General features: G+C 57.6%; 15 protein-coding genes. 9 read left to right on the top strand and 6 right to left on the bottom strand.

What is annotated here, in order from left to right; genetic code table 11:
• Positions 1-148: 148 nt before the first annotated feature.
• Positions 149-1,168 (bottom strand): hypothetical protein, encoded by a 1,020-nt coding sequence (locus ACR3E0_RS13180; protein ID WP_480479275.1) that lies wholly within the window; start codon positions 1,166-1,168, stop codon positions 149-151.
• Between the two features lie 334 nt (positions 1,169-1,502).
• Here ACR3E0_RS13180 and ACR3E0_RS13175 point away from each other — a divergent pair, with 334 nt between their 5' ends.
• The 9 genes from ACR3E0_RS13175 (at position 1,503) to ACR3E0_RS13135 (ending at position 15,132) form a co-directional block, all read left to right on the top strand.
• The gene (locus ACR3E0_RS13175) at positions 1,503-2,231 is read left to right on the top strand and encodes a hypothetical protein (protein ID WP_480479274.1); all 729 of its coding nucleotides are present in this window, start codon (positions 1,503-1,505) and stop codon (positions 2,229-2,231) included.
• A 26-nt stretch (positions 2,232-2,257) separates the two neighbouring features.
• The gene (locus ACR3E0_RS13170) at positions 2,258-3,115 is read left to right on the top strand and encodes a hypothetical protein (RefSeq protein WP_480479273.1); all 858 of its coding nucleotides are present in this window, start codon (positions 2,258-2,260) and stop codon (positions 3,113-3,115) included.
• A gap of 2 nt (positions 3,116-3,117) precedes the next feature.
• A complete protein-coding gene (locus tag ACR3E0_RS13165; protein WP_480479272.1) occupies positions 3,118-4,542 on the top strand; it encodes a tetratricopeptide repeat protein in 1,425 nt (474 codons plus the stop codon).
• A gap of 175 nt (positions 4,543-4,717) precedes the next feature.
• The gene (locus tag ACR3E0_RS13160; RefSeq protein ID WP_480479271.1) at positions 4,718-6,448 is read left to right on the top strand and encodes a thiamine pyrophosphate-binding protein; all 1,731 of its coding nucleotides are present in this window, start codon (positions 4,718-4,720) and stop codon (positions 6,446-6,448) included.
• Between the two features lie 13 nt (positions 6,449-6,461).
• Positions 6,462-9,290 carry a peroxidase family protein gene (locus ACR3E0_RS13155; RefSeq protein WP_480479270.1) on the top strand — a complete coding sequence of 943 codons (2,829 nt, stop codon included), beginning with the start codon at positions 6,462-6,464 and terminating at the stop codon, positions 9,288-9,290.
• Between the two features lie 10 nt (positions 9,291-9,300).
• The gene (locus ACR3E0_RS13150) at positions 9,301-10,677 is read left to right on the top strand and encodes a hypothetical protein (RefSeq protein ID WP_480479268.1); all 1,377 of its coding nucleotides are present in this window, start codon (positions 9,301-9,303) and stop codon (positions 10,675-10,677) included.
• Positions 10,678-11,040: 363 nt separating this feature from the next.
• Positions 11,041-13,539, top strand: coding sequence for an autotransporter outer membrane beta-barrel domain-containing protein (locus ACR3E0_RS13145; RefSeq protein WP_480479266.1), 2,499 nt, complete (start codon positions 11,041-11,043; stop codon positions 13,537-13,539).
• A complete protein-coding gene (locus ACR3E0_RS13140; protein ID WP_480479265.1) occupies positions 13,540-14,037 on the top strand; it encodes an invasion associated locus B family protein in 498 nt (165 codons plus the stop codon).
• Positions 14,038-14,049: 12 nt separating this feature from the next.
• Positions 14,050-15,132, top strand: coding sequence for a TIGR03032 family protein (locus tag ACR3E0_RS13135; RefSeq protein WP_480479264.1), 1,083 nt, complete (start codon positions 14,050-14,052; stop codon positions 15,130-15,132).
• Between the two features lie 17 nt (positions 15,133-15,149).
• Here the strand turns inward: ACR3E0_RS13135 and ACR3E0_RS13130 are convergent, their stop codons facing one another.
• The 5 genes from ACR3E0_RS13130 to cuyA form a co-directional block, all read right to left on the bottom strand.
• Positions 15,150-15,902, bottom strand: a complete 753-nt coding sequence (locus ACR3E0_RS13130) for an alpha/beta fold hydrolase (RefSeq protein WP_480479262.1) — start codon at positions 15,900-15,902, stop codon at positions 15,150-15,152.
• On the bottom strand, positions 15,899-17,440 hold the full coding sequence (locus ACR3E0_RS13125) for an ABC transporter permease subunit (RefSeq protein ID WP_480479260.1): 1,542 nt from the start codon (positions 17,438-17,440) through the stop codon (positions 15,899-15,901). Before ACR3E0_RS13125 ends, ACR3E0_RS13130 begins: the two co-directional genes overlap by 4 nt.
• A complete protein-coding gene (locus tag ACR3E0_RS13120; RefSeq protein ID WP_480479259.1) occupies positions 17,437-18,492 on the bottom strand; it encodes a quaternary amine ABC transporter ATP-binding protein in 1,056 nt (351 codons plus the stop codon). The genes ACR3E0_RS13125 and ACR3E0_RS13120 overlap by 4 nt, the downstream gene beginning before the upstream one ends.
• A gap of 72 nt (positions 18,493-18,564) precedes the next feature.
• Positions 18,565-19,524 (bottom strand): ABC transporter substrate-binding protein, encoded by a 960-nt coding sequence (locus tag ACR3E0_RS13115; RefSeq protein WP_480479258.1) that lies wholly within the window; start codon positions 19,522-19,524, stop codon positions 18,565-18,567.
• Positions 19,525-19,570: 46 nt separating this feature from the next.
• Entirely contained in the window at positions 19,571-20,581 is a 1,011-nt protein-coding gene (gene cuyA, locus ACR3E0_RS13110) for a D-cysteate sulfo-lyase (RefSeq protein ID WP_480481037.1), read from the bottom strand.
• Positions 20,582-20,631: the final 50 nt, after the last annotated feature.

Here is a 20,631-nt window from a genome sequence, read left to right as displayed (position 1 = left end):
TCGTATCAGGTGGAAACCGGTCGGTTCTGAGGTACATCCACTCATTCAGCCTCAGCGAACAGATTGTCATCGACGGATTCGAGCGGTGATTTTTGTGCGGCAGTTCCGATGTCGATTGGATTTGCAGAGCATATGCACCGTCTGACCTCTAGACTGCCAAAGGCGAAATGCCCCCGGCAAAGGCGGCCAGTATGGGTGCGGCCAGCGCGAAGCCTGCGCGCAGAACATCGCTGACGCCTTCCTTCAATCCGTGCGTTGCTCTCCAATCGTCGACATCCAGCGTTTGCTGTGTTGCGCCAACTCGCCTTGCCGCGTCTGCAAGGGCTTTGACCCTGCCATCCAAAACAAGGGCGACGGGCAGATAGAAACTCAGCATCAGCAGGCAGAAATAGGTGCCGGTGAACAGAGCGGATGCGGTCACAAGCGAACTGTAGGCGGCCTTGTCCGAGTCCGAGATCAGAGGCAACGGCCAGTACATCCAACTGGTGGCAAAAAACATGCCAAAGGTCAGGATAAGACTGGACAGGTAAAGCTGCTGACGCATCTGCCGGAGGCTTCTGGCCAACTCGGCTGCTTTTTCTTCGATGTCGCTACTGTCACTGGATGCCAGACACAGGATCATGCCGACAATCAGCGCACCCACGGAAAGCCCCGCAAGAGCATTGATGATGTCCAGCACGCGCCTGAACAACGAGAAAACAGGGATCTCGCCGCAATCTCCCAGCAGCCATCGGTCATCCGGACCTAAGCACCCCGGCAGAGTTCCCTGGGACAGGGCCATTTCAAAAACGGCTCTTCCGACCTGATGGTAAATGCGCGGGGTTGCCGAGGTGGCATATTGCTGGATCGTCGGGGTCACAGCCAAAATGAGAATGACCAGTGTCGTGAGCGTTGCAGCAATCCGCGTATCACGCGCCATCGGGCGCATCAGATGTCGGACCAGCAACGCGACGGCCAACAGGGAGATCAAGGCAAAGAACCAGGACGCGGCCAGAAACCGATACCGCCCAACCGCTTCCAGCCAGGGGTTCTCGCCGTGGAGAATGTCGACTGGCACCTCCAGTTCGGCCGCGATCATGTTTTGGTGGATCAGCTCGTGGATCCCAAAGACGCAAATCGGGAGCAGGGCTATAGCAAAGTACCGCAGTTTTACGCGTTGGCTTGCCATATCAAATCCCTAACGTCGTCAAAATTTATTCTGAGAACCGTAACACATATTTGGATTTCAGGCATTTTCGCTCGCTTTCAGGCAACGGAACCTGCAGATTTTGGCCGTTGTGCGGATTTTTTGGGTCGCCACTTTTTGTGAAAGGCTGAACCGGGAAAAGGCCTGACATTCGCCTTCAGTTCAGCTCCAAGAACGCTCGAAAACTCTCACCCGGACCGATCAAAACAGGGTGTGTTGATACCCGCCGTTTGCGCGCCAATCGCGGAATTCTTCTGGATTCCGGCGCACTGTGATAGGCTCAACCTATTTCAAGGATCAGATTTTCGTATTCAAGATGACGGAAGACGAAGCACATATCCCAGAAGACGAGGGCTTTGAAAAGACAGAGGCTCTGCTTGTGTACGCGCGCAGCGGTGGGGCCGCACAGCCCGAGAAAACAGAAAAACCCGAGCCAAAAAGCAGCAAGACCGGTGCGTGGTTTGCCGACCTTTTGATGGCGCTGATCAAGACGTCGGTTGCGTTCTTCTTGGGGTATCTGCTGGTGCAGAGCGTCGAACTGGACTTGAAACGCGCGCAGTTCAGCGCTGATGCCGCGGATAAGTTGAAAACCTATGTGATTGATCTGAACAGTCCGGCTTCGGCCACCGATCCCGCCAAGTCAAAGGCAACAGCATTGGCGCTTGGCGGGTTTGGAAGCGTTGCTACGTACCCTCTTGTGCAACTCGTCGAGCATGGGAACGAGCTGCAGATCGGGTGGGGCAAACTGGGTCTGGAACAGGCCGGTTTGATTGCCAATGACGGAACCTGCGACGTTCTGGTCAGGGTCATTGACGACCCCACATCGACGTTCAGATGGCAAACGCGGAAGGTTGCGATTGAAACGGCCGGGTCGGTGGCCTGTCAGGGTGCCGTCGACCCGCTGGAACGCCTGAACGCAAATCTGGAGAGTGTAGGCGTGCCTGCGGGTGAGCAAGCGACCAATTTTGGACTGGCGATCCAGACCGCATTGAAACAGATCGAACGAGCAGAACAGAGGGCGCAACCATGGTGGAAGATATGGTGAACCGTATGTCTGGCCGAATTGGCCGCTTGAAACTGACAAATCTAATGCTGGCCGCGTTCCTTGCCGCGTTTCTTTCCGGAGAGCAAGTCAATGCGCAGCTGCAGGGATGCCCTAATGATGCGGCACAAAACGATAAGCTGTTGATCGGGTCAATGGATTTGGTGCGCGCGATCAGTGAGAGGAACCGGCGGGCCCTGCTTGCGGCTTTTGAGATGCATTTCGACAAGGCGGATGCATCGCTGGGATCACTGGCCAAGGTTATCTACTGCCCTCAGCGTCAAATGCGTAACTCGGACAATTACGATGCGAATGTGACCGGTGTGCTCAATGACGAACGGGTACTGCTGGAGGTGGGCGCCCGTGCCAGCGGAGATGACATCATCGTTGCATATGTCGTTGTCCCTCTGCGTCACTACGAGTTTCACAATGCACAGCCGCCGCGCCTGCCGGGATATCACGAGGCTTTGTACGAACAGGCCCAGATCGAAACCGGATTGCACGATCTGTTTCGCGGGAACGCGGAACTGCACCTGCTTGCAGCGCTTGCCCTGGGTCTCAGGCATGAAAAGGCAGCCGAGGCCGCGCCAACGTCCGAAGAGCGCAAAACAATGCTGCTGAGGTCGCGTGCGTTTTATTGCGACGCGATCGGTACGCTGGATGCCGCGCGGCCCCGCCCGAACTATTTGGGGTTGCAACCTGCTGAATGGGCAACTCTCGGGACCTTTGCGAACACGGGCGCGGCCCGCGTGTACCAGTCAACGATTGACGAGTTCGGTGCGCAAAGCACATTGCCCATTCTTCAGGAAATCCGAGGGGATGACGTCGCCTTGAGCGGCGCTTGCGTAGATGCGCTTCCGTCACAGGCAGGGGGCGGTGGAGACTGATGATGAAACGCTTATTCACACCCGACAAACCGCGCTTTGCAGGTTTCTTCCTTTCCGTCAGCCTGATGCTGGGGGCATTCGTTCTGAGTGGCGCACGGCCTGCCGAGGCAGGAGGTTTTACCGCATGCGAACAACCTTTCATTTTTGAAGGCTCGGCGGCCAACATCGTGCCGCTGGAATACACCGCAACGTCAGTCGATCTGGCCGCCTCGCAGGACGGACGCATGGACAGGTTGCAGGAAACGGCGCAGCGTCTGTCGTGGCTGTTCAAACTCGACAGTTGGCACCAGCCAACCTACGGCAGTCTTGGCGTTGTCTCGCACATGTTCCTGGGGCGAGTGTGCGACTCCGACGAGGTCCTTGGGCAGTTGCTGGTCGGGGGATCGGGCCCACCCATCAGACAAGGCCAGATTCTTATCATGCTGCAGGGGCGTATCTTCATCGAAGATGAGCAGATATTTATCCAATCAAGAGTCCGAGGCTTTCGGCGCCAATCGGACCAATTTGACTATGTCTTTCCGATGGCTGGCAACTTCGCCAGCGAAAGGCTGTCGGTCTCTTTTGACGGGTCAGACGAACGTTTGTTCATCTCGCTGCCGGTGCTGGACGTTACCTTCGCGCCAAGAGTGGTCTCGGAAGAGTTGTTTAACAGCATGAACGCTGCTTTTGTGCAGGCCAGCAAAGTCTTCCCATCCCCGGATGAGAGCACAGCTGGCGAAGAACTTGTCTTTCACGCCGGTCAGCCGCAGGCATTCAGCGTCAGGATCACCAACGACCCGGGCTGGATCGAAGTCGAAGACATATTCGGCGGGCATCCCAGCCATGGATTCATTCGCGTAAGCCCGGAGGCATCGCGCTTTCTGCACAGCAACCTGCCGGAACTGGATTTCGTGAACGGAGTGCTGGGTTTTCTCAGGCTGCAGCAAGATTACAACGCTTTGGAGTTCACGCCCACGCCAGACGGTGCCTGGCGACAGGCTGCGAACGCCTTGTCGCGATATCTTGGGAATGAGTTGACGGTTGATGAACCCGAAGCACGCGCTTTGGCGCACGGAATGATCGGGTTTGTTTTGGCCTCTGAAGTCAGGGATTGGCCAGCGGCTCGCAAGGCGTTCCTGCGCGCGGCCGAACTTTCGCCGACCGATACGCACTATCGAAATGCGCTGGGTGTGACGGACACCGTACTGTGTTGCTCCGAGCAAGGATCGCCACCCTATCGCGACCCGGCACGGTGGTTCGCGGACGCTGTCTCGGTTGATCCTCAGAATGGCGAGGCGTTGGGTAATCTGCTTCAATTTCTGGAGTTTCTGACAGCCACCGAAATGCAACCCGAAGGCGTGGACACCACCAATCTGCCGCGCACGCTGGATGTCGTGCGGAAGGTTGCCGAGCAGAATTCAGACCTGCTCAAAAGCGATCGGAACTAAGCGCTGCACCGGTCAGATAAAGCGTCCGGGGCCGCGGGCAATCAGTCCCGCAAACGCATGGTTTCGGCGGACACTCGCGTGCTCTTGCGCAGGTAAACTCTCTGACTGTTTCGAAAATCGCCAATTTCTGCTATGTTCCAGCGGTATTGTAGAAGACTTTATTGGATTTGAGTGAATGCGTGTTTATGAAGCGGTGGTTGCCGCACTCGAGACTATTGGCGTCGATGCCGCCTATGGCGGCGCCGGCGAGAACGCCGCTGGCCTCATGCTGGCACTGGATGCTTCGGACAAAATCAGACCGGTCATAGCAAAGAACGAGCAGGGCGCATCCTTCATGGCCTGCGGGCACGCGATGTTCAGCCACAAGCTGGGCGTGTGTTTTGCGACAGCCGGACCCGGCGCCTTTAATCTGATCTCGGGCATGTGCGTGGCGTTGACCGACAGCTACCCGTTGCTGGCGATCAGCGGATACTCAACGGTGGCCTGGCAGGGACGCGGTGGCCTGAACGAGACATCCGGGTTGGCGCGCACACCGGATTCCCGGATGATGTTTCGCGCGGTCACCAAGAAGGACCCCGAGACGGGCGAACCTGCAGATTTTCTGGTCACCGATCCGGATGACCTGATGGATACGCTGCAGAAGGCGATCGACATCGCCCATGAAGGGCGACCGGGACCTGTGCATGTGGCTGTCGCCGAGGACATCACCGACCCAAAAGTCGAGGTGACAAACTTTCGCCCGCTGCGTTTGCCGAAATTGGGTGTGACGCCTGATCCCGGTGCGCTGGACGCCGCAGCCGGGGTTCTGCAGCGGGCGATCACGTCGGAAAAGACCGTGGTCATGCTGGCCGGATTCGGCGCCATAATGGCCGACGCCAACGCCATCACGAAGGCGTTCCTTGAACGGTTTCAGATTCCATTGGTCACCACGATGGATGGTAAGGGGATCGTCGACGAAGAAAACCCGCTCGCCATAGGCCTCTATTGCGACTCGGGGCACAAAGCCGCGTGGGAGCTTTTTTCGGATGCAGATGTGGTGCTGGCCGTCGGAAACTCGTTCGCGCAGCATGCAACCTTTGACTTCCATGACGGGTTGTTCGACGACAAGACCCTTGTTCACATCAACATCGATGCCGGAGAATTCGACAAGTTCTACAAAGCGGATCACGTGATCCTTGGCGACGCAAAGCAGGCGTTGCAGGGGCTGTATGATCGCCTTGATGCGGTAATCGGGCCGGTGCCCGAGAGGGACTACCGGCCCAAAGACTATGATGAACGCTTTATCATCTCTCCGCAAAAACAGCTGCATCCGGGCGAGATGGTCCAGAAAATTTCCCAGATGCTTCCGCCCGGCGGCATTGTTCTGGCCGATGCCGGGGCACATGCTGCGTGGGCGGGATACTATCTCGAACTCAAAGAGGGGCAAAATTTCCGAAAACCGGGCACCTACGGACCGATGGGCATCGGGGTGTGCGGTGTGATCGGCGCAAAATACGCCGAAATGCACCGACCAGTGGTGGCCGCGGTCGGGGACGGTTCGTATCTAATGACCGGGTTCGAGCTGATGACGGCGGTGCAATACAACATCCCCGTGGTCTGGGTGATTTTCAACGACCGGGAATTCAAGCTGATCAAGCTGTATCAGTTGTCGGCCTTCTTCAAGACCGGGTTGGCCGAGTTCGACAATCCCGATTATGCCGCCTACGCCCGCGCCTGCGGGGCGGACGGGTACACGGTCAATCAACTGGACGAGTTCGAACAGGCATTTGGTGCGGCCCTGGCCAGTGGCCGACCGGCCCTGATCGACGCACGGATCACACGTCTGGCACTGCCCAATTACTCGCCCCATCCCGAAGGCGTGCTGGCCGCGATCTGGGAAGGCGTGCGCACGCGATTTGGATTGTAAAGAGGAGGCCACCATGGACGGCAGTTCGGAAACTCTGCGGAAGTGGCGCGAGGTCTATGTGGGCGGGTCGCCCGAGGCCGAATTGAAGGAAACCAAAGCGCTTGCACAGATGATGATGGCGGCCCAGTTGAAATCAATGGCCGCTGGCGGCGCGCGCAATGTGGACCGCGCCTTTCACAAAAAGGCTATCGCGGCGTTCAAGGGGGCGGAACTGCGGTTCAGTCAGGATTTGCCGGAGGATTTGCAGGTTGGTTTCGCAGCGCCCGGTGCGGCCTATCCGGCGATGGTGCGGTTTTCCAATGCCTCTTCGCAAGCCCAGTCCGACGAGGACAAGGACCTGCGTGGGCTGGCGGTACGTATCAACGAAGCCGACGGCGTCGATCATGATCTGTTGGCCACGAACTTTCCGGTGCCACATGCCCGGAACGCGCGTCAGTTTGTGGTCTTCGCCCATGCAGTCTCGGGCGGGCGTTTGTCCAAACTGATCGGGCTTGTGCGCCTGTGTTTTGTTTTGGGCCTCTCCGAGACACGCCGAATGCTTGGCAATGTGCGAACGGCCTTGCGGGAATGCGACAGCGTCGCGCTGGAAAGTTATTGGAGCAGGGGGGCCATTGCGTGGGGCAATGAAGCGGTCCGCTACACGTTCAAACCGTCCGATAGTACACCGGGCGTTCAGGGAACCCACAGTGGCGCATCGCGCCTGTCCTCCGAATATGCAGCGCGGCAGGCCAACGGCGATATAGTCTTTGATCTCTTCATTCAGAGGTTTGTGAACGAGGACCAAACCCCCATCGAGGATGCGGCCCATGAATGGGATGAACGGGTCAGCCCGCCCATCAAGGTCGCGGAACTGGTCCTGCCGAAACGCGATCTGTCCACGCCCGAAGCCCTTGCCGAAGCCCTGGAAATCGAGAACATGGGTTTCAACCCCTGGAATACAACAGATGATTTCCGGCCATTGGGCAATCTGAACCGGGCCCGCAAGGCGGCCTATGACGCATCCGCGGCCCATAGACAGGGCAAGCGGTTCAAGGCTCAACCGCCGCCACTCCAGAACCGCATCTTTGGTTCCGCCGCCCGGTCCATCCTGCGGGCCGTGAACCGCCGGGTGCCCTGGCACAAGATCCCGTTCCTGTTGGTTCAACTGCTGAACCTGGACGCTCTCAGGTACGATTTGCGGCAAAAGAACCTGATCGATACGGACCCCGAAGAAACCGTGCCCAGCGCGCGTTCTGTTCCGCCGGAACCCAGTTCGGAACAGCGTGTCTACCGGACCCACGACGGCAGCTATAACGACCTCTCCGACCCGTGTATGGGTGCCGCCGGGGCGACCTTCGGGCGCAACATGCCACCGCAGGTGCAACCCGAAGACAGCCCAAACCCGATTCTGGTGGCCCGCAAACTGATGGACCGGCAGGCCTTCATCCCAGCCAAAATCCTGAACATCCTCGCCGCATCCTGGATTCAGTTTCAGGTCCATGACTGGGTCTCACATGAACGACACAAGCTGGGCAAGAAAGACGATATCGTACCGGTCCCCGAAGGTTATCCCGACTGGAAGAACACGCCCAAAGGCGATCCGGAACGGCAGATGCGCATTGCGGGCAACATTCCAAAGGACGGCGCGGATGACCCGTTCCTGTTTGCCAATGAAAACACCCACTGGTGGGACGGATCACAGGTCTATGGCGTCAATTCCGTGGCGGCAAAGAAGCTGCGGGAGGATGGCGGCAAAGGGCCAAAGCTGAAACTGACGAACGAGGGCTATCTGCCCCGAAATGTCAAAGGGTTCGAACTCACCGGGTTCAATGAAAGCTGGTGGTTGGGCCTGTCTACTTTGCACACGCTTTTTGCACGTGAACACAATGTGTTGTGCGACGAACTTCAACGGGAATACCCGCAAATGGAGAACGAGCGTGTGTATCAGACCGCGCGCCTGATCGTCTCCGCCCTGATCGCCAAGATTCACACCGTGGAATGGACGCCTGCCATTCTGGGAACCGAGGCGCTGGATATTGGGATGAACACCAATTGGTACGGCCCGCCGAAATCCTGGCTGACGCGTCTGGGTATCTGGCTAACGGATGTTCACGCCCTGAAAGGTATCCCGGAGACCGAGCCGGACCATCACACCGCGCGATACGCGTTGACCGAGGAATTTGCGACCGTCTACCGGATGCACCCCCTGATCCCCGATGACTATATTTTCTATGATTTCTCAACGGGCAACGAAAAAGCCCGGCGGGGATTCCTGGACATTCAGGGCGAACAGACAGACGAGCAACTGCGGAAACTTGGACTGCGCGACTGCCTGTATTCTCAGGGCATTGCCCATCCCGGCGCGATCACCCTGCACAACTTTCCGAAGTCCCTGCAGAACCTTGAAAGATTCGACGAGCTGATCGACTTGTCCGTGGTCGACATCGTGCGCACCCGTGCCAGGCGCGTTCCGCGCTACAACGAGTTCCGCAGGGGCCTGCACATGCCACCGGTGACGGAGTGGGAGAACCTGACGGCGAACCCGGAGACCAACAAAATCCTGAAAGAGCTCTACGGCGACATCGACAAGGTCGACACCGTCATCGGGTTGTTGGGCGAGACGCCCCCGGATGGTTTCGGGTTCTCAGACACCGCGTTCCGCATATTTGTCCTGATGGCGTCGCGCCGGCTGCAGTCGGATCGGTTTCTGACCACCGATTTCCGGCCGGAAATCTACACACAACTGGGCATGGACTGGATCGCGCGGAACGGAATGAAATCGCTGTTGTTGCGTCATTTCCCGGAATTTGCACCGGTTCTGCCGAAGGACGCGACGGCGTTCGCCCCGTGGCGCATGGTTTAGGAGGTGTAGGATGCCGAAGGATACAGCACCAAAAGGGCTTGAAGCTTTTCTGAACGCTCCGCTGGCAGGGACGTTGTGGAACCGTCGAACCAAGCGGGTCAGCCGCGGCTCGAACGTGGTGGCGGGATCGTTGAGCTGGCAATCCCAGAACGACCGCGCGCCGCTATCCCCCCTGCAGGAAGCGATCCTGATCGCCGCGACAGGTGCGTCTGGAATGACCATGCCGGACCGTCCGTTTTTTGACGATGAAAGCGGCGATCCGATCATGTCCAAGCCAAACCTCGTGATGGAGGGTCGGACCGCAGGCAGCCCTGACAACGCGCAGGGCACGCATTTTTTCATGATCAATGACAGCGGGACCTATTTTCTGCGTCGCCTTGATCCGCTGGAAGGTGGCACCAACGACTGGACTCCGGATGTTCTGATCGAACGGGCCGAACAGTCCAAGGTACAGATCCTTGACCGACGGATCGACGTGCCCGGCGACATGCGCGATTTTCCAGCCTATCTGGATTCGAACCGGTTTCTGTCGAACACACCCGGGTCGACCATATTCTTCCCGGTGGTTGACCTCTCACACCAGTATATCAACGCGTTGATGTACCTGCTGACCCAACCGGACAAGGCACGACCGGTGATTGTGGATGACCGCAATTTCTATCAGCCGGCCGGTGTCAAAAAATGGATCAAAAAGGGATTCCTGAACCCCGACATCAAAATTCCGCTTGGGGTACTGGGCCAGATGCGCACGCAGATCGAGGCTGATCTGCTGATTCAGAATCTGTTTCTTGTGACCGAAGCTATGGGGCTGGGCGGCTGGATACACGCGGCCATATCACCGCCGGTCCTGATGGGGGACCCGAAGTTCAGCGATCGCTATGGTGCCATGCTGAATTTCGATTACGTGACGCCCAAGTGGCGGATGATGGACTTGCTGCGCTGGCACACCTTGCCGATTGCGGCGATGAAACATGTCCGTGCCCATGCGGTGGGGTTACGGCACCACGGTGAGCATCTGATCAAGGGCAAATGTCCTCCGTATTATCCATCCATGTCCGACGCGGTCGATGCGGTTATCGCGGGCAAATTTGGCCCGAACGGCATTTACAAGAATGAGGCTTTGTTTCAGAGCATCTACAAGGATGATTTCGGAAGCAAATACCTGGAAGAGGCCGGAGAGTACGAACAGGACGTCATCGAGTGTGCCCGCGACATCTGCAATTACATCCTCAAGACCCATGGCCGTTTTCCCGCGCATTGCGAGGCCATCCACGCGCCCGGTATCTGGCTGCAGACCCATCGGGTCGAGAACGAGTACTACGATACCTATTTCGACAACGGCCTGACGGTTGCACAACGGGATCACGACAAGAACTGGCCGTCCTGACCACCCGGACGAAGGCTCAACCATATCATTGTGTACTACAGGCTTGGTCAGTAACGAGAAGACGTTGGCCAAAGGCCGACTATGAAGTTGGCGATCTGATAGGTGTCTGCGCTCTTGTCAGATCCGGGGTCAGTTGCCTGTTGTCGATCAAAGAGTCGAGGGGAGAGCCTTGACCGCCGCTTCCGTGTTCGACTGGGGCATTTGCGGGGCAGATTGAGGCTTTTTTGTGGTTGTTTCTTGGAAAATTGCGACATGCTCGTTACACTCAGAAACTGTAACCAGTTTTTAAAGTTGTAACCAGTGTCCAGATCTCATACCCAAACCGCTTCGCTTAGCAATGCTAAACTCCTAGTCACAACCTCAATGGCGATGGCTCTCGTTTCCGGTTATGGACGAGTGGCTTATGGCGGCAGTTGCGCGTCTATCGGCGGTGGATCGTATGAATGTTCCGGTGCAGCATCGGCAGGGGATACGACGATTTCGCTGAACTCCGGGGCGGCGGCTCTGACCGTCACGACACAGCCGGGATTCGGGCAAACAGTTTCCACTGGCAACGCATTCAATCTGAATTCGACCAATAGTGTCACATTTACAGACAATAACAGTTCGACGATTTCCGGCTCAAATCTGGGTATTTATTCCCGCAACAACGGGACCGGCGCAACTATGATCACCGTCACGGGTACGGTAACCGGCGTCTCAAACACTGGGATTTATGCCCGCAATGCGGCCACCGCCACAGACCTGACGATCTCGGCGGCTCAAGTGAACGGAGGCGGTTCTGGTATCAGCGCCCGTAACAACGGTACCGGGGCCGTGACCATAACGTCTACAGGTGCGATTTCTGGTACAGGAGGTGACGGGATCAACGCCCGAAACGCAGGAACCAATGTCACGATCAATGTGGGTGCGGTCAGCGGAAGCAGGACGGGTATTTACGCGGGCAACACCGGCTCTGGAGCGATATCGATCACCACATCGGGGGCCGTGAACGGCGGCACCGGCGCCGGGATCGCGACCGTGGGCAATACCGGCACCACAACGCAGATCACGTTGAATTCAGGCAGCGTCGTCGGGGCAACGTCTGGCACCGGGATCACAAGCGCCGACGCTGATGCCACGGTCACCGTCAACGCGGGCGCAGCGGTGAATGGGTCCATCAGCCTGGGCAACGGCAGCGATCTGCTGTTCTTTAACGGAGGGGATTTCAGCGGGGTCACCCTATTTGATGGCGGCGATGACAGCTCCGCTGGCGACGGGTTCGTTGACACATTGCGGTTTGGCGGCAGCGGCACGATTGCCGGGGCCAGTGTCACGAACTTTGAGCGATTTGAGATCGTGAACAACTCGGTGATCACGCTCAGCGACAATACGCTGTCCGCCGGAGATGGGACTCTGGGCACGGGTATGTTCGTTCTGCCAGGGAGCACACTGGCGCTGAACACCGGCGCAACCAGCCTGAACGGCAACTTCAGCAATGACGGCACGCTTTCCGCGCAGAACGGGGCGGCCGGGGATATCATAACGGTCAGCGGCAATTATAACGGCGGCGGCACCTTGCTGCTTGATGTCGTATTGGGCGGCGACGGATCACCGGCAGACGTTCTTTCGATTTCCGGGAACGCGTCTGGCACCACTCTTGTTTCGATCAACAATATCGGCGGGGCAGGGGCGCAGACCGTAAACGGAATCGAGATTATTCGGGTCAGCGGCACATTGTCTGCCAACGCTTTCGCCCTGAACGGCACCGCACAGTTGCCCAGCGGGGAAGCCATTGTGACGGCAGGCCCATTTGGATACCGCCTTGTTGAGACCGGCGGAATTTACACTTTGTCGAGTGTGGACACGTCCGGAAATCCGATCCTTGTCGGCGCAGGCGTTGCTGCCTACGAGGCGATGCCCTCTGTCCTGCTGTCGATGAACAGTGTGCGCAGTCTTCAAGCGCGGCTGGCGTCCAGATTGCCCGGTGGACCGGCCGATCAGACGGTCACCCGATCGGCGCTTCCGTTTGCGAGCAACAACAATGTGTTTTCAAACCCGGTCAGCCCGCTTTGGTTCGAGTTGAGCGGTTCCCGCAGTGATATCACACCCGTTGTGTCGGGCGCGGGTATCAACAGTATTGAAACCGACACCTACACGATCACCGTGGGTGCCGACATGCTGCTGTCCGAGTTTGGGAACGGCTCTCTCTATGGCGGCGTGAGCGTCATCTATGGCGATGCGTCCAGCACGGTGTCCACGGATCAGGGCAACAGTGATGTCGATACCCAGTCGCTTGGCCTCAACTTCAGTGCAACATGGCTGGATGCCCGCGGCTTTTATGTGGACACTCAACTGCAGTACAATCGAAACTCCAGCGACGTGAATGACCCAACCACGGGAACATCGCAGAATGGCATCGACTCGGACCAGTTTGGTGTGTCTGTTGAGGTCGGCCGTCCGGTTGAAGTCAATCCAAACCTGGTTTTGGTGCCGCAGGCACAGCTGTCTTACACCACGCTGGACGTGGATGAGTTTACGGACAATTTCGGCAATCAGGTTGTGCTGGACGATGCCGACAGCGTGCTGGCACGCCTGGGGCTTTCGGCCAACAAATCATTCTCGAACAGTCGTGGAACGGGCAGTTACTTTGGCCTCGTCAACCTGTATCATGAATTCGACCCCGAAACCCGGGTTTCGGTGGGCGGCATTGCGTTTGATGAGGAGCTTGACGACACTGGTATCGAACTGGGGCTGGGTGCGCGTATGATGCTGAACGACAGGTACGAGCTGTCCGGGTCCCTGAACTACCTGACCGGACTGGAGGATGTCGGTGAAAGCTATGAATTGGAAGCTGTGTTGGGCCTGCAGGTCCGGTTCTGAATGATCGGTGCCCTTAAATCTCCGATTTGGGGTGCGCTTGGTCTGGTCATAGCTGTTGCCAATGCCAGTGCGCAAACAACGGAAACCAGTTCAACACAGTTTCAAAGCTGGACTGTGACCTGCACCGAAGAAGACGGCCAAAAGCAATGCGCGATGAGCCAGAGCCTGAATCTGGAAAATCAGGCTGGGCTTTTGCTGCAGATGGAACTTCAGCGCGGTCCGGAGGACGGGGCCTCTGGGGTGATCATCGTTCCCTTCGGTCTGGACATCACCAAAGGTATATCGCTGTCCGTTGATGGGGGGCCACGCTGGAACCTTGCGATGCGAACCTGCCAGAACTTTGGATGTATTGTGCCATTGACAGTTGGACCGGAGATGGTCGAGCAGATGAAGAAAAGCGGCACAATTCAGATCTCGCTCTACACGCTGGACGGGGGTACAACCTTGGATGTGCCGGTGTCTTTGGCCGGATTTACTGCCGCTTTTGACGAGATCTGATCAAAAAACGATATGACCCAAGACCCGACGCCCCCGGCCCAGAACGCAGAGGACGCGCAGGTCGTCTATTCCGTCTCTACGGGATTGTTGGGGTTTCTGGAGCAGCATAACCTTTCGATCTGTCTGAGCTCGTATCAGTCCGGCCGGTTCTACATGCTGGGCCGAAACCCGCAGGGCGGGATCATGATCAACGAACAGTTGTTCGAGAAAGCGATGGGAATTGATGTCCGCGACGGGTCAATCACCTTGGCCACCCTGTTTCAGGTTCATCAGTTCGAAAACGTTCTGAAGCCCGATCAGCGTGTCGAAACGCTTTTTGACGCCTGCTTTGTTCCACGCAGAAGCTACACGACAGGGGAGCTTGATGCCCATGACGTTGCGGTGACTGACGACGGTCAGATTGTGTTTGTGAACACACGGTTCAATTGTCTTGCGACGGTTTCAGAGAAGCACAGTTTCAAGCCGATCTGGAAACCTGCGTTCATTTCCAAAATCGCGGATGAGGACAGATGTCATCTGAACGGTCTTGCGCTGGAGAACGGCCAGCCTGCCTATGTCACCGCCGTCAGTAGGTCGGACACCATAGACGGATGGCGAGATCGCCGCAGTCATGGTGGTGTTGTGATCGATGTGCGCACCAATGAGGTTGTGTGCGACGGTCTGTCCATGCCTCATTCTCCGCGGGTGCATCAGGGTGAGTTGTATGTTCTGGATTCCGGGTCCGGCCGTCTTGGCAGGATCGGTCGCGACGCGCAGACGGGGAGGGGGCGTTTTGAGGAGATCGTGTTTTGCCCCGGCTTTGCGCGCGGTCTGGCGTTTCACGGTAAGTTCGCAATCGTTGGATTGTCCAAACCCCGTTATGAACGGTTTGAAGGTCTCCCACTGGATGCCAAGCTCGCGGAAACAGACAGCGAGCCGTGGTGCGGCGTTCAGATCATTGACCTGGAGAAGAAAGAGGTCGCTGCATGGTTCCGCATCGATGGCGCTGTGCAGGAGCTGTTCGATGTGGCTGTATTGCCAGATGTAGAATGCGGCATGTCACTGAGCTTTGCCACTGACCACATCAAGTCGCTGATCACTTACGAAGAACAGTGACGCCGGGCGCCTCCGGATCACTGTCCGAGACTGGAGGCCTCGTCGTGCTGACCCAAGAGGTAGTCCAGCAATACGGCCGAAAACAGCTCCGGCTTTTCCAAATGCACCGCGTGGGCGCATCCCGAGATCACCGCAAGACTGGACCTTGGAATTTCGGACCACAACAACTGTGTCTGATCCCATGAATAGGTCCGGTCGCGGTCCCCGCAAATGACCAGAGTATCCGCAAGGATATCGGGCAGGCTCTCTGCACCGGACCAGCCCTGCATCGCGTCAAGGCCGGCGTGGATCGCCTCAACCGACGCCAGTTTGGCAACGGCCTCGCATTGCGCATAGTTGGGCGCAGCTTCGTTTTCCCAAAACCACGTTGCGGCAATCCGGCTTGCGGTGGCCTGCGCACCGTCCTTTTCGGTGCGGGTCTTGCTTTGCTCGATCGTCTCAAACCGTCCGGGCAGCACGCCGATGGCACCGGTTGCGTATAGGACAAGGCATTGGATGCGGGCCGGGTCCTTTCGCGCCATCTCTTGCACGATCATGCCACCCATCGAATGTCCCAAGAGACAATACCGCTCGATGTTTTTCGCGCGTAATAGGTCAAGAACCCAATCTGCCAGACCATCGATGCTGTCAATCGGCGCCAGATGCGCGTTATGTCCGAACCCCGGCAAATCGATCGCAACGACATCGAAATACTCTGCCAGTGCCTCGCGCTGTAAATCCCATTGTGCGCTTCCGCCCATCAGACCATGGACCAGAACCAACGGTGTCACTTGCGCTGACCCTGCACAATACGATCCAGGATCATGGCGCAGAACAGGATTGCAAAGCCCGCAAGGATACCTTGTCCGACATTGGCGTATTGCAGGGCTTCAAGCACGTCCTCGCCCAGACCCTTGGCACCGATCAGCGAGGCAACCACGACCATAGCCAGCGACAGCATGATGGTTTGGTTGATCCCGGCCCGGATCGAAGGACTGGCCAGAGGCAAATCCACCTTCGTGAGCAAATACCATTTGTTGGCGCCAAAGCTGATGGCCGCTTCACGCACGCTTTCGGGCACGCCCCGCAGACCAAGGACCGTCAGTCTCACAACCGGCGTTCCGCCAAAGATCATCGTGGTAACAACAGCGGCGGGCTTGCCTGTTCCAAAAAACGCGATCACCGGGATCATGAAGACAAAGGCGGGCATCGTCTGCATGAAATCCATAATGGGTTGGATAAAGGCATAGAATCTGGGGCGGCGCGCGGCAAACATACCCAACGGGATGCCGATGATGATCGACAGGCAGGCCGCGGTTCCGAGCAGGGCCAGCGTCGTCATCGCCTTTTCCCAGAAGCCCAGCAAACCCATATACGCCAGGAACGCACCGGAATAGATCGCCATGCGCACGCCCGCTGTGAGCCATGTCAAAAGGATGATCAGGGCGGCGATGACGATCCATGGCGTGCTGACAAAGATCAGCTCCAGCGCGTCCAGCATCAGGCGGATACCGTAGGTTATGCCGTCGAACAGGGCTTCGCCATTCAGAACCGCCCAGTTAAAGAACGCCTCGACCCCGTCGATGCTGATCAAGCGAAGTTCGGGGTCGGTCGGGAAATCGCTGAGGATCGCAAAACGCCCCGGAAAGCTGTAATTGACCATTGCAACGGCCACGATCAGAATCATGAACACCGCACTGAATCCGATCTGAGACACCGGCATGCCAGAGCGGATAGACCGGTCCGACAGCCATTCCGAGAACCGCGCTTCCAGCGCCCAGTTCGCCACCATGGCTTCAACAGCCTTGACCACCAGCAGGATCGCAAGACCAGTCAGCGCAATTGTCGGGCCTTGTTCGGCCAGTGCTTCGGCTTCGGCCCGGATTCCACCGATGTTGGCTTCCAGACCGTCAACCGCGCGCTGAAAGGCATCCACTCTGTCCGAACCGCTTTCGATGGCCGCGGCCAGTTGCTGCTTGCGCAGCTCCAGCGTGCCTTCAATCGAGGCAATGCGGGCCATAGCGTCCGAGGCAAGGTCACCGAACAGGCCGCGCGCGATCTGGACAAAGCCAATTGCCTCGACAATCAGAAAGCACAGCGCCCAGGACCAGAGCCCGCGCGCGCCAAACCAGATCGGACCAAAAAGCCCTGCAAAAAAGTTGAAGGTCGGGGTGAATCGCGCCGACGCGCCAACCTTGTCGAAATTGGTGATGTAATAGTCGGGACTCGTTCGGACAAAAGTGCGGATGTTGTCCTTGCGTTCCTCGGCGTAGGCCAGTGCGGCTTCGCTTTCGGTGTCTTCCAGCGGGTTTACGTTTTCGTCCTTCATGACACCTCGGTCCCTTCGATTACGGTGCGCAGAAGATCCGCACGCGTGATGACACCCACGTCCGTGCCCGCATCGGTCACCATGATCGGGCTGTCATCGTCGATGGCCAGGTTGATCAGGTTGCTGAGGGTCTCGTCGCTGGTCACCCGATGCAGGTCGGCGGGCAGCGGACCTTCGGACGCAACCCAGCTTTCGACGGGCTGCATCACCACTTTGGCGTGCACAACCTTCAGCCGCGAAATGCCGGCCACGAAATCCGCAACGTAGTCGTCGGCCGGATGCATGACGATGTCTTCTGCGGTCCCCATTTGTACCATCTTGCCATCACGCATGATCGCGATGCGATCTCCGATCCGAACGGCTTCGTCCAGATCGTGGGTGATGAATACGGTCGTCTTTTTCAGGATTTTCGACAGCCGGATGAACTCGTCCTGCAACTGGCGCCGGATCAGGGGATCGAGCGCCGAAAACGGCTCATCCATGAGTAATACGTCCGGGTTGGCGGCGAGTGCGCGGGCCAGCCCCACGCGCTGTTGCATCCCGCCCGAAAGCTCATGTGCGAACTTGGCACCCCAGGCACCAAGTTCCACGATGTCCAGTATTGCTGCTGCCTGGCGCATCCGTTCGTTTTTGGCGACTTGCCTGATCTCCAGCGGCATCGCCACGTTATCCAGAACGGACCGGTGCGGCATGAGGGCAAAGTTCTGAAAGACCATGCCAATCTTTTCATTGCGAAAGTGCTGCAGGTCCTTGGCGCCAAGGGCCATGACGTCTGTGCCCTCGATCTCGATTTTACCGGCCGTTGGTTCCAGCAAACGGTTAAAGTGCCGCACGAGGGTGGATTTTCCGCTGCCCGACAGCCCCATAATGCAGAATATTTCGCCCCGGTTCACCGAAAGGCTGACATCCGCAACGCCGACCACGCAATTGAACTCGGACAGAACTTCGGCCTTGCTCAGGTTGCGATCAAGGACGGCCTGAAGAGCGGCCTGTGGCTTGGCGCCGAAGATCTTCCAGACATTTGAGATATCGATGACGGGTTCAGAATCCATGAGAGCAACCAGTGCTTTGGAACGGTAGGGTGCAGCACCGGCTCTGTCGCCGGCGCTGTCATCTGGGTTGCCTTAGAGGCCCAGCATCGCGTCGACGCGGTCTGAATTGGCATTCACCCAATCCTTCGCCACCTCTGCCGGTTCGCGACCTTGAGCGCTGATTTCAAACGCCAGGCTGCTCACATCGTCTGCGGTCAACTCGAAATTGGCAAAAAAGTCAGCAATGGCGGGCGAACGATCAACCAGAGAGTTGGACCAGGCGATCTGCACCTGTTTCAGAGCGTCCTTGGTCGCCACATTGGATTTCTCGTACCAGTCCGCATCGTCAGAAGGCTGGACCATCACGTATTTTGCGGGGTCAAAGGTTGGTTCGGTCAGCATCTCGACATCGAACATGAACCACACCGCGTGCGGCTTATAGCAATAGAAGGCGTAGCCTTCGCCCTTGGCGATCGAGTCCTTGATCCGGGCGGTTTTGACGCTTTCCTCGGCACGGATCGGCTCGATAAAGTCCAGAAGACCATAGTCGCGCACTTTGACCTCGTTCACATTTGCCGATGCCCAGCCGGGCGCACCGATCCACATCTCTCCCTTGCCGTTGCCATCGCTGTCCATGAGTGCCGCGACATCGGGGCGACCCAGATCAGCGATATCGGTGATGTTGTTGGCCTGACCGAAGTCCTTGGAGACGCAAAAGCCCTGATTGCCCTCGTAGGGGTTTGAGGACAGCGTCACGGTTCCCGCTTCATCGACGTATTTCTTGGTAAAGCTTTCCTGGTTCGGTAGCCAGACATCCGGGTGCACATCTATGTCACCCTTACCTTGATCCATCGCCTGAAAGATCGTGGCATTGTTCCCCGGCACATATTCAACCGTGCCACCGATCCGGGACGTCACGACCTCGCCCAGCACATATGCGATCGCCTGTGCGCCGGTCCAGGATGGAACGCCGATTTTTACTTCTTCTGCAAAGGCAGGCACGGCCAAAACGCTTGCAAAAGCGGCGCTGGCCAATGTTGTTTTTACTGTCATTGTTCAGATCTCCTTGTTGGTGGTCTTTTTTTGTTATCGTTGTAATTTAGGTGTATCCGGGCAGTCCGAATGTATCAGAATAGCCAAAAAGGGCCGCGCTTCCGCCAGTATGCAGGAAAACGACGTTGGACATTCCGTCAAAATACCCTTTGCGGATTTGGTCGATCAGCCCGTCCAGACCCTTGCCGGAATAGACGGGATCGAACAGAAGCCCCTCGGTCCGCGCCAGCAATTTGATCGCCTCGACCATGCCGTCGGTGGGTTTGCCATACCCCGGACCGACATAGTTGCAATTGGCGCGAACGTCGCTGCGCAGGATGCCCGTTCCGGTTCCCAGATGGGCGGCCGTGCGCGCGGCAAGATCAAAAACCATCTGCTCCTGCTTGTCTTGTGGCGCTCTCACGCCAATGCCCAGAAGGTGGGTGGTGCTTTTGATGGATGACAGGCCTGCAACAAGGCCAGCTTGCGTGCCGGAACTGCCCGTTGCGTGCACAAGCGCGTCCATGGCCAGTCCCATATTGGCGGCCTGTTCGGTCAATTCGCATGCGCAATTCACGTAACCCAGGGCGCCAATTGCATTCGAACCGCCTCCGGGAATGATGTACGGCGTCTTCCCGGTATTGCGCAGATGGTCCGCAAATGCCTCCATCTCGGCATTCATATCCGTGCCGTCGCCGCGTTTTGAGACCGTTGCTCCGTGCAGTCGATCAAGCAGAACGTTGCCATTCAACATGTAGTTTGGGTCATTCGATCCAGTGCGATCCTCCAGCAGGATATGACACTCCATACCCAGTTTTGCCGCTGCCGCCGCAGTTTGACGGGCATGATTTGACTGTGTTGCTCCTTGGGTGATGATCGTATCGGCACCGTTTTCGGCCGCATCGGCCATCAGGAACTCCAGCTTGCGGGTCTTGTTGCCGCCGGTTGAGAGACCGGTGCAATCGTCGCGTTTCACCCAGAGGCGTGGGCCCCCTAGGACTTCGCTGAGACGGTCCATCGGCTCCAGCGGTGTCGGCAAATGACCGAATTTGATGCGGGGAAATCTGGCCAGTTTGATTGACAGCTCTTTGCAGAGGCTCACTGTTTCATCCAGCGTGCCGCTTGCAC

It is taken from the genome of Ruegeria sp. AJ12 (assembly GCF_056536245.1).
This window is presented reverse-complemented; position numbering and strand designations above follow the sequence as displayed.

Excerpts from the sequence above, each read along its gene's own strand:
- ACR3E0_RS13180 (WP_480479275.1), bottom strand. The coding sequence starts at position 1,168 with ATGGCAAGCCAACGCGTAAAACTGCGGTACTTTGCTATAGCCCTGCTC.
- ACR3E0_RS13175 (WP_480479274.1), top strand. The coding sequence starts at position 1,503 with ATGACGGAAGACGAAGCACATATCCCAGAAGACGAGGGCTTTGAAAAG.
- ACR3E0_RS13165 (WP_480479272.1), top strand. The coding sequence starts at position 3,118 with ATGAAACGCTTATTCACACCCGACAAACCGCGCTTTGCAGGTTTCTTC.
- ACR3E0_RS13160 (WP_480479271.1), top strand. The coding sequence starts at position 4,718 with ATGCGTGTTTATGAAGCGGTGGTTGCCGCACTCGAGACTATTGGCGTC.
- ACR3E0_RS13155 (WP_480479270.1), top strand. The coding sequence starts at position 6,462 with ATGGACGGCAGTTCGGAAACTCTGCGGAAGTGGCGCGAGGTCTATGTG.
- ACR3E0_RS13150 (WP_480479268.1), top strand. The coding sequence starts at position 9,301 with ATGCCGAAGGATACAGCACCAAAAGGGCTTGAAGCTTTTCTGAACGCT.
- ACR3E0_RS13145 (WP_480479266.1), top strand. The coding sequence starts at position 11,041 with ATGGCGATGGCTCTCGTTTCCGGTTATGGACGAGTGGCTTATGGCGGC.
- ACR3E0_RS13140 (WP_480479265.1), top strand. The coding sequence starts at position 13,540 with ATGATCGGTGCCCTTAAATCTCCGATTTGGGGTGCGCTTGGTCTGGTC.
- ACR3E0_RS13135 (WP_480479264.1), top strand. The coding sequence starts at position 14,050 with ATGACCCAAGACCCGACGCCCCCGGCCCAGAACGCAGAGGACGCGCAG.
- ACR3E0_RS13125 (WP_480479260.1), bottom strand. The coding sequence starts at position 17,440 with ATGAAGGACGAAAACGTAAACCCGCTGGAAGACACCGAAAGCGAAGCC.
- ACR3E0_RS13120 (WP_480479259.1), bottom strand. The coding sequence starts at position 18,492 with ATGGATTCTGAACCCGTCATCGATATCTCAAATGTCTGGAAGATCTTC.
- ACR3E0_RS13115 (WP_480479258.1), bottom strand. The coding sequence starts at position 19,524 with ATGACAGTAAAAACAACATTGGCCAGCGCCGCTTTTGCAAGCGTTTTG.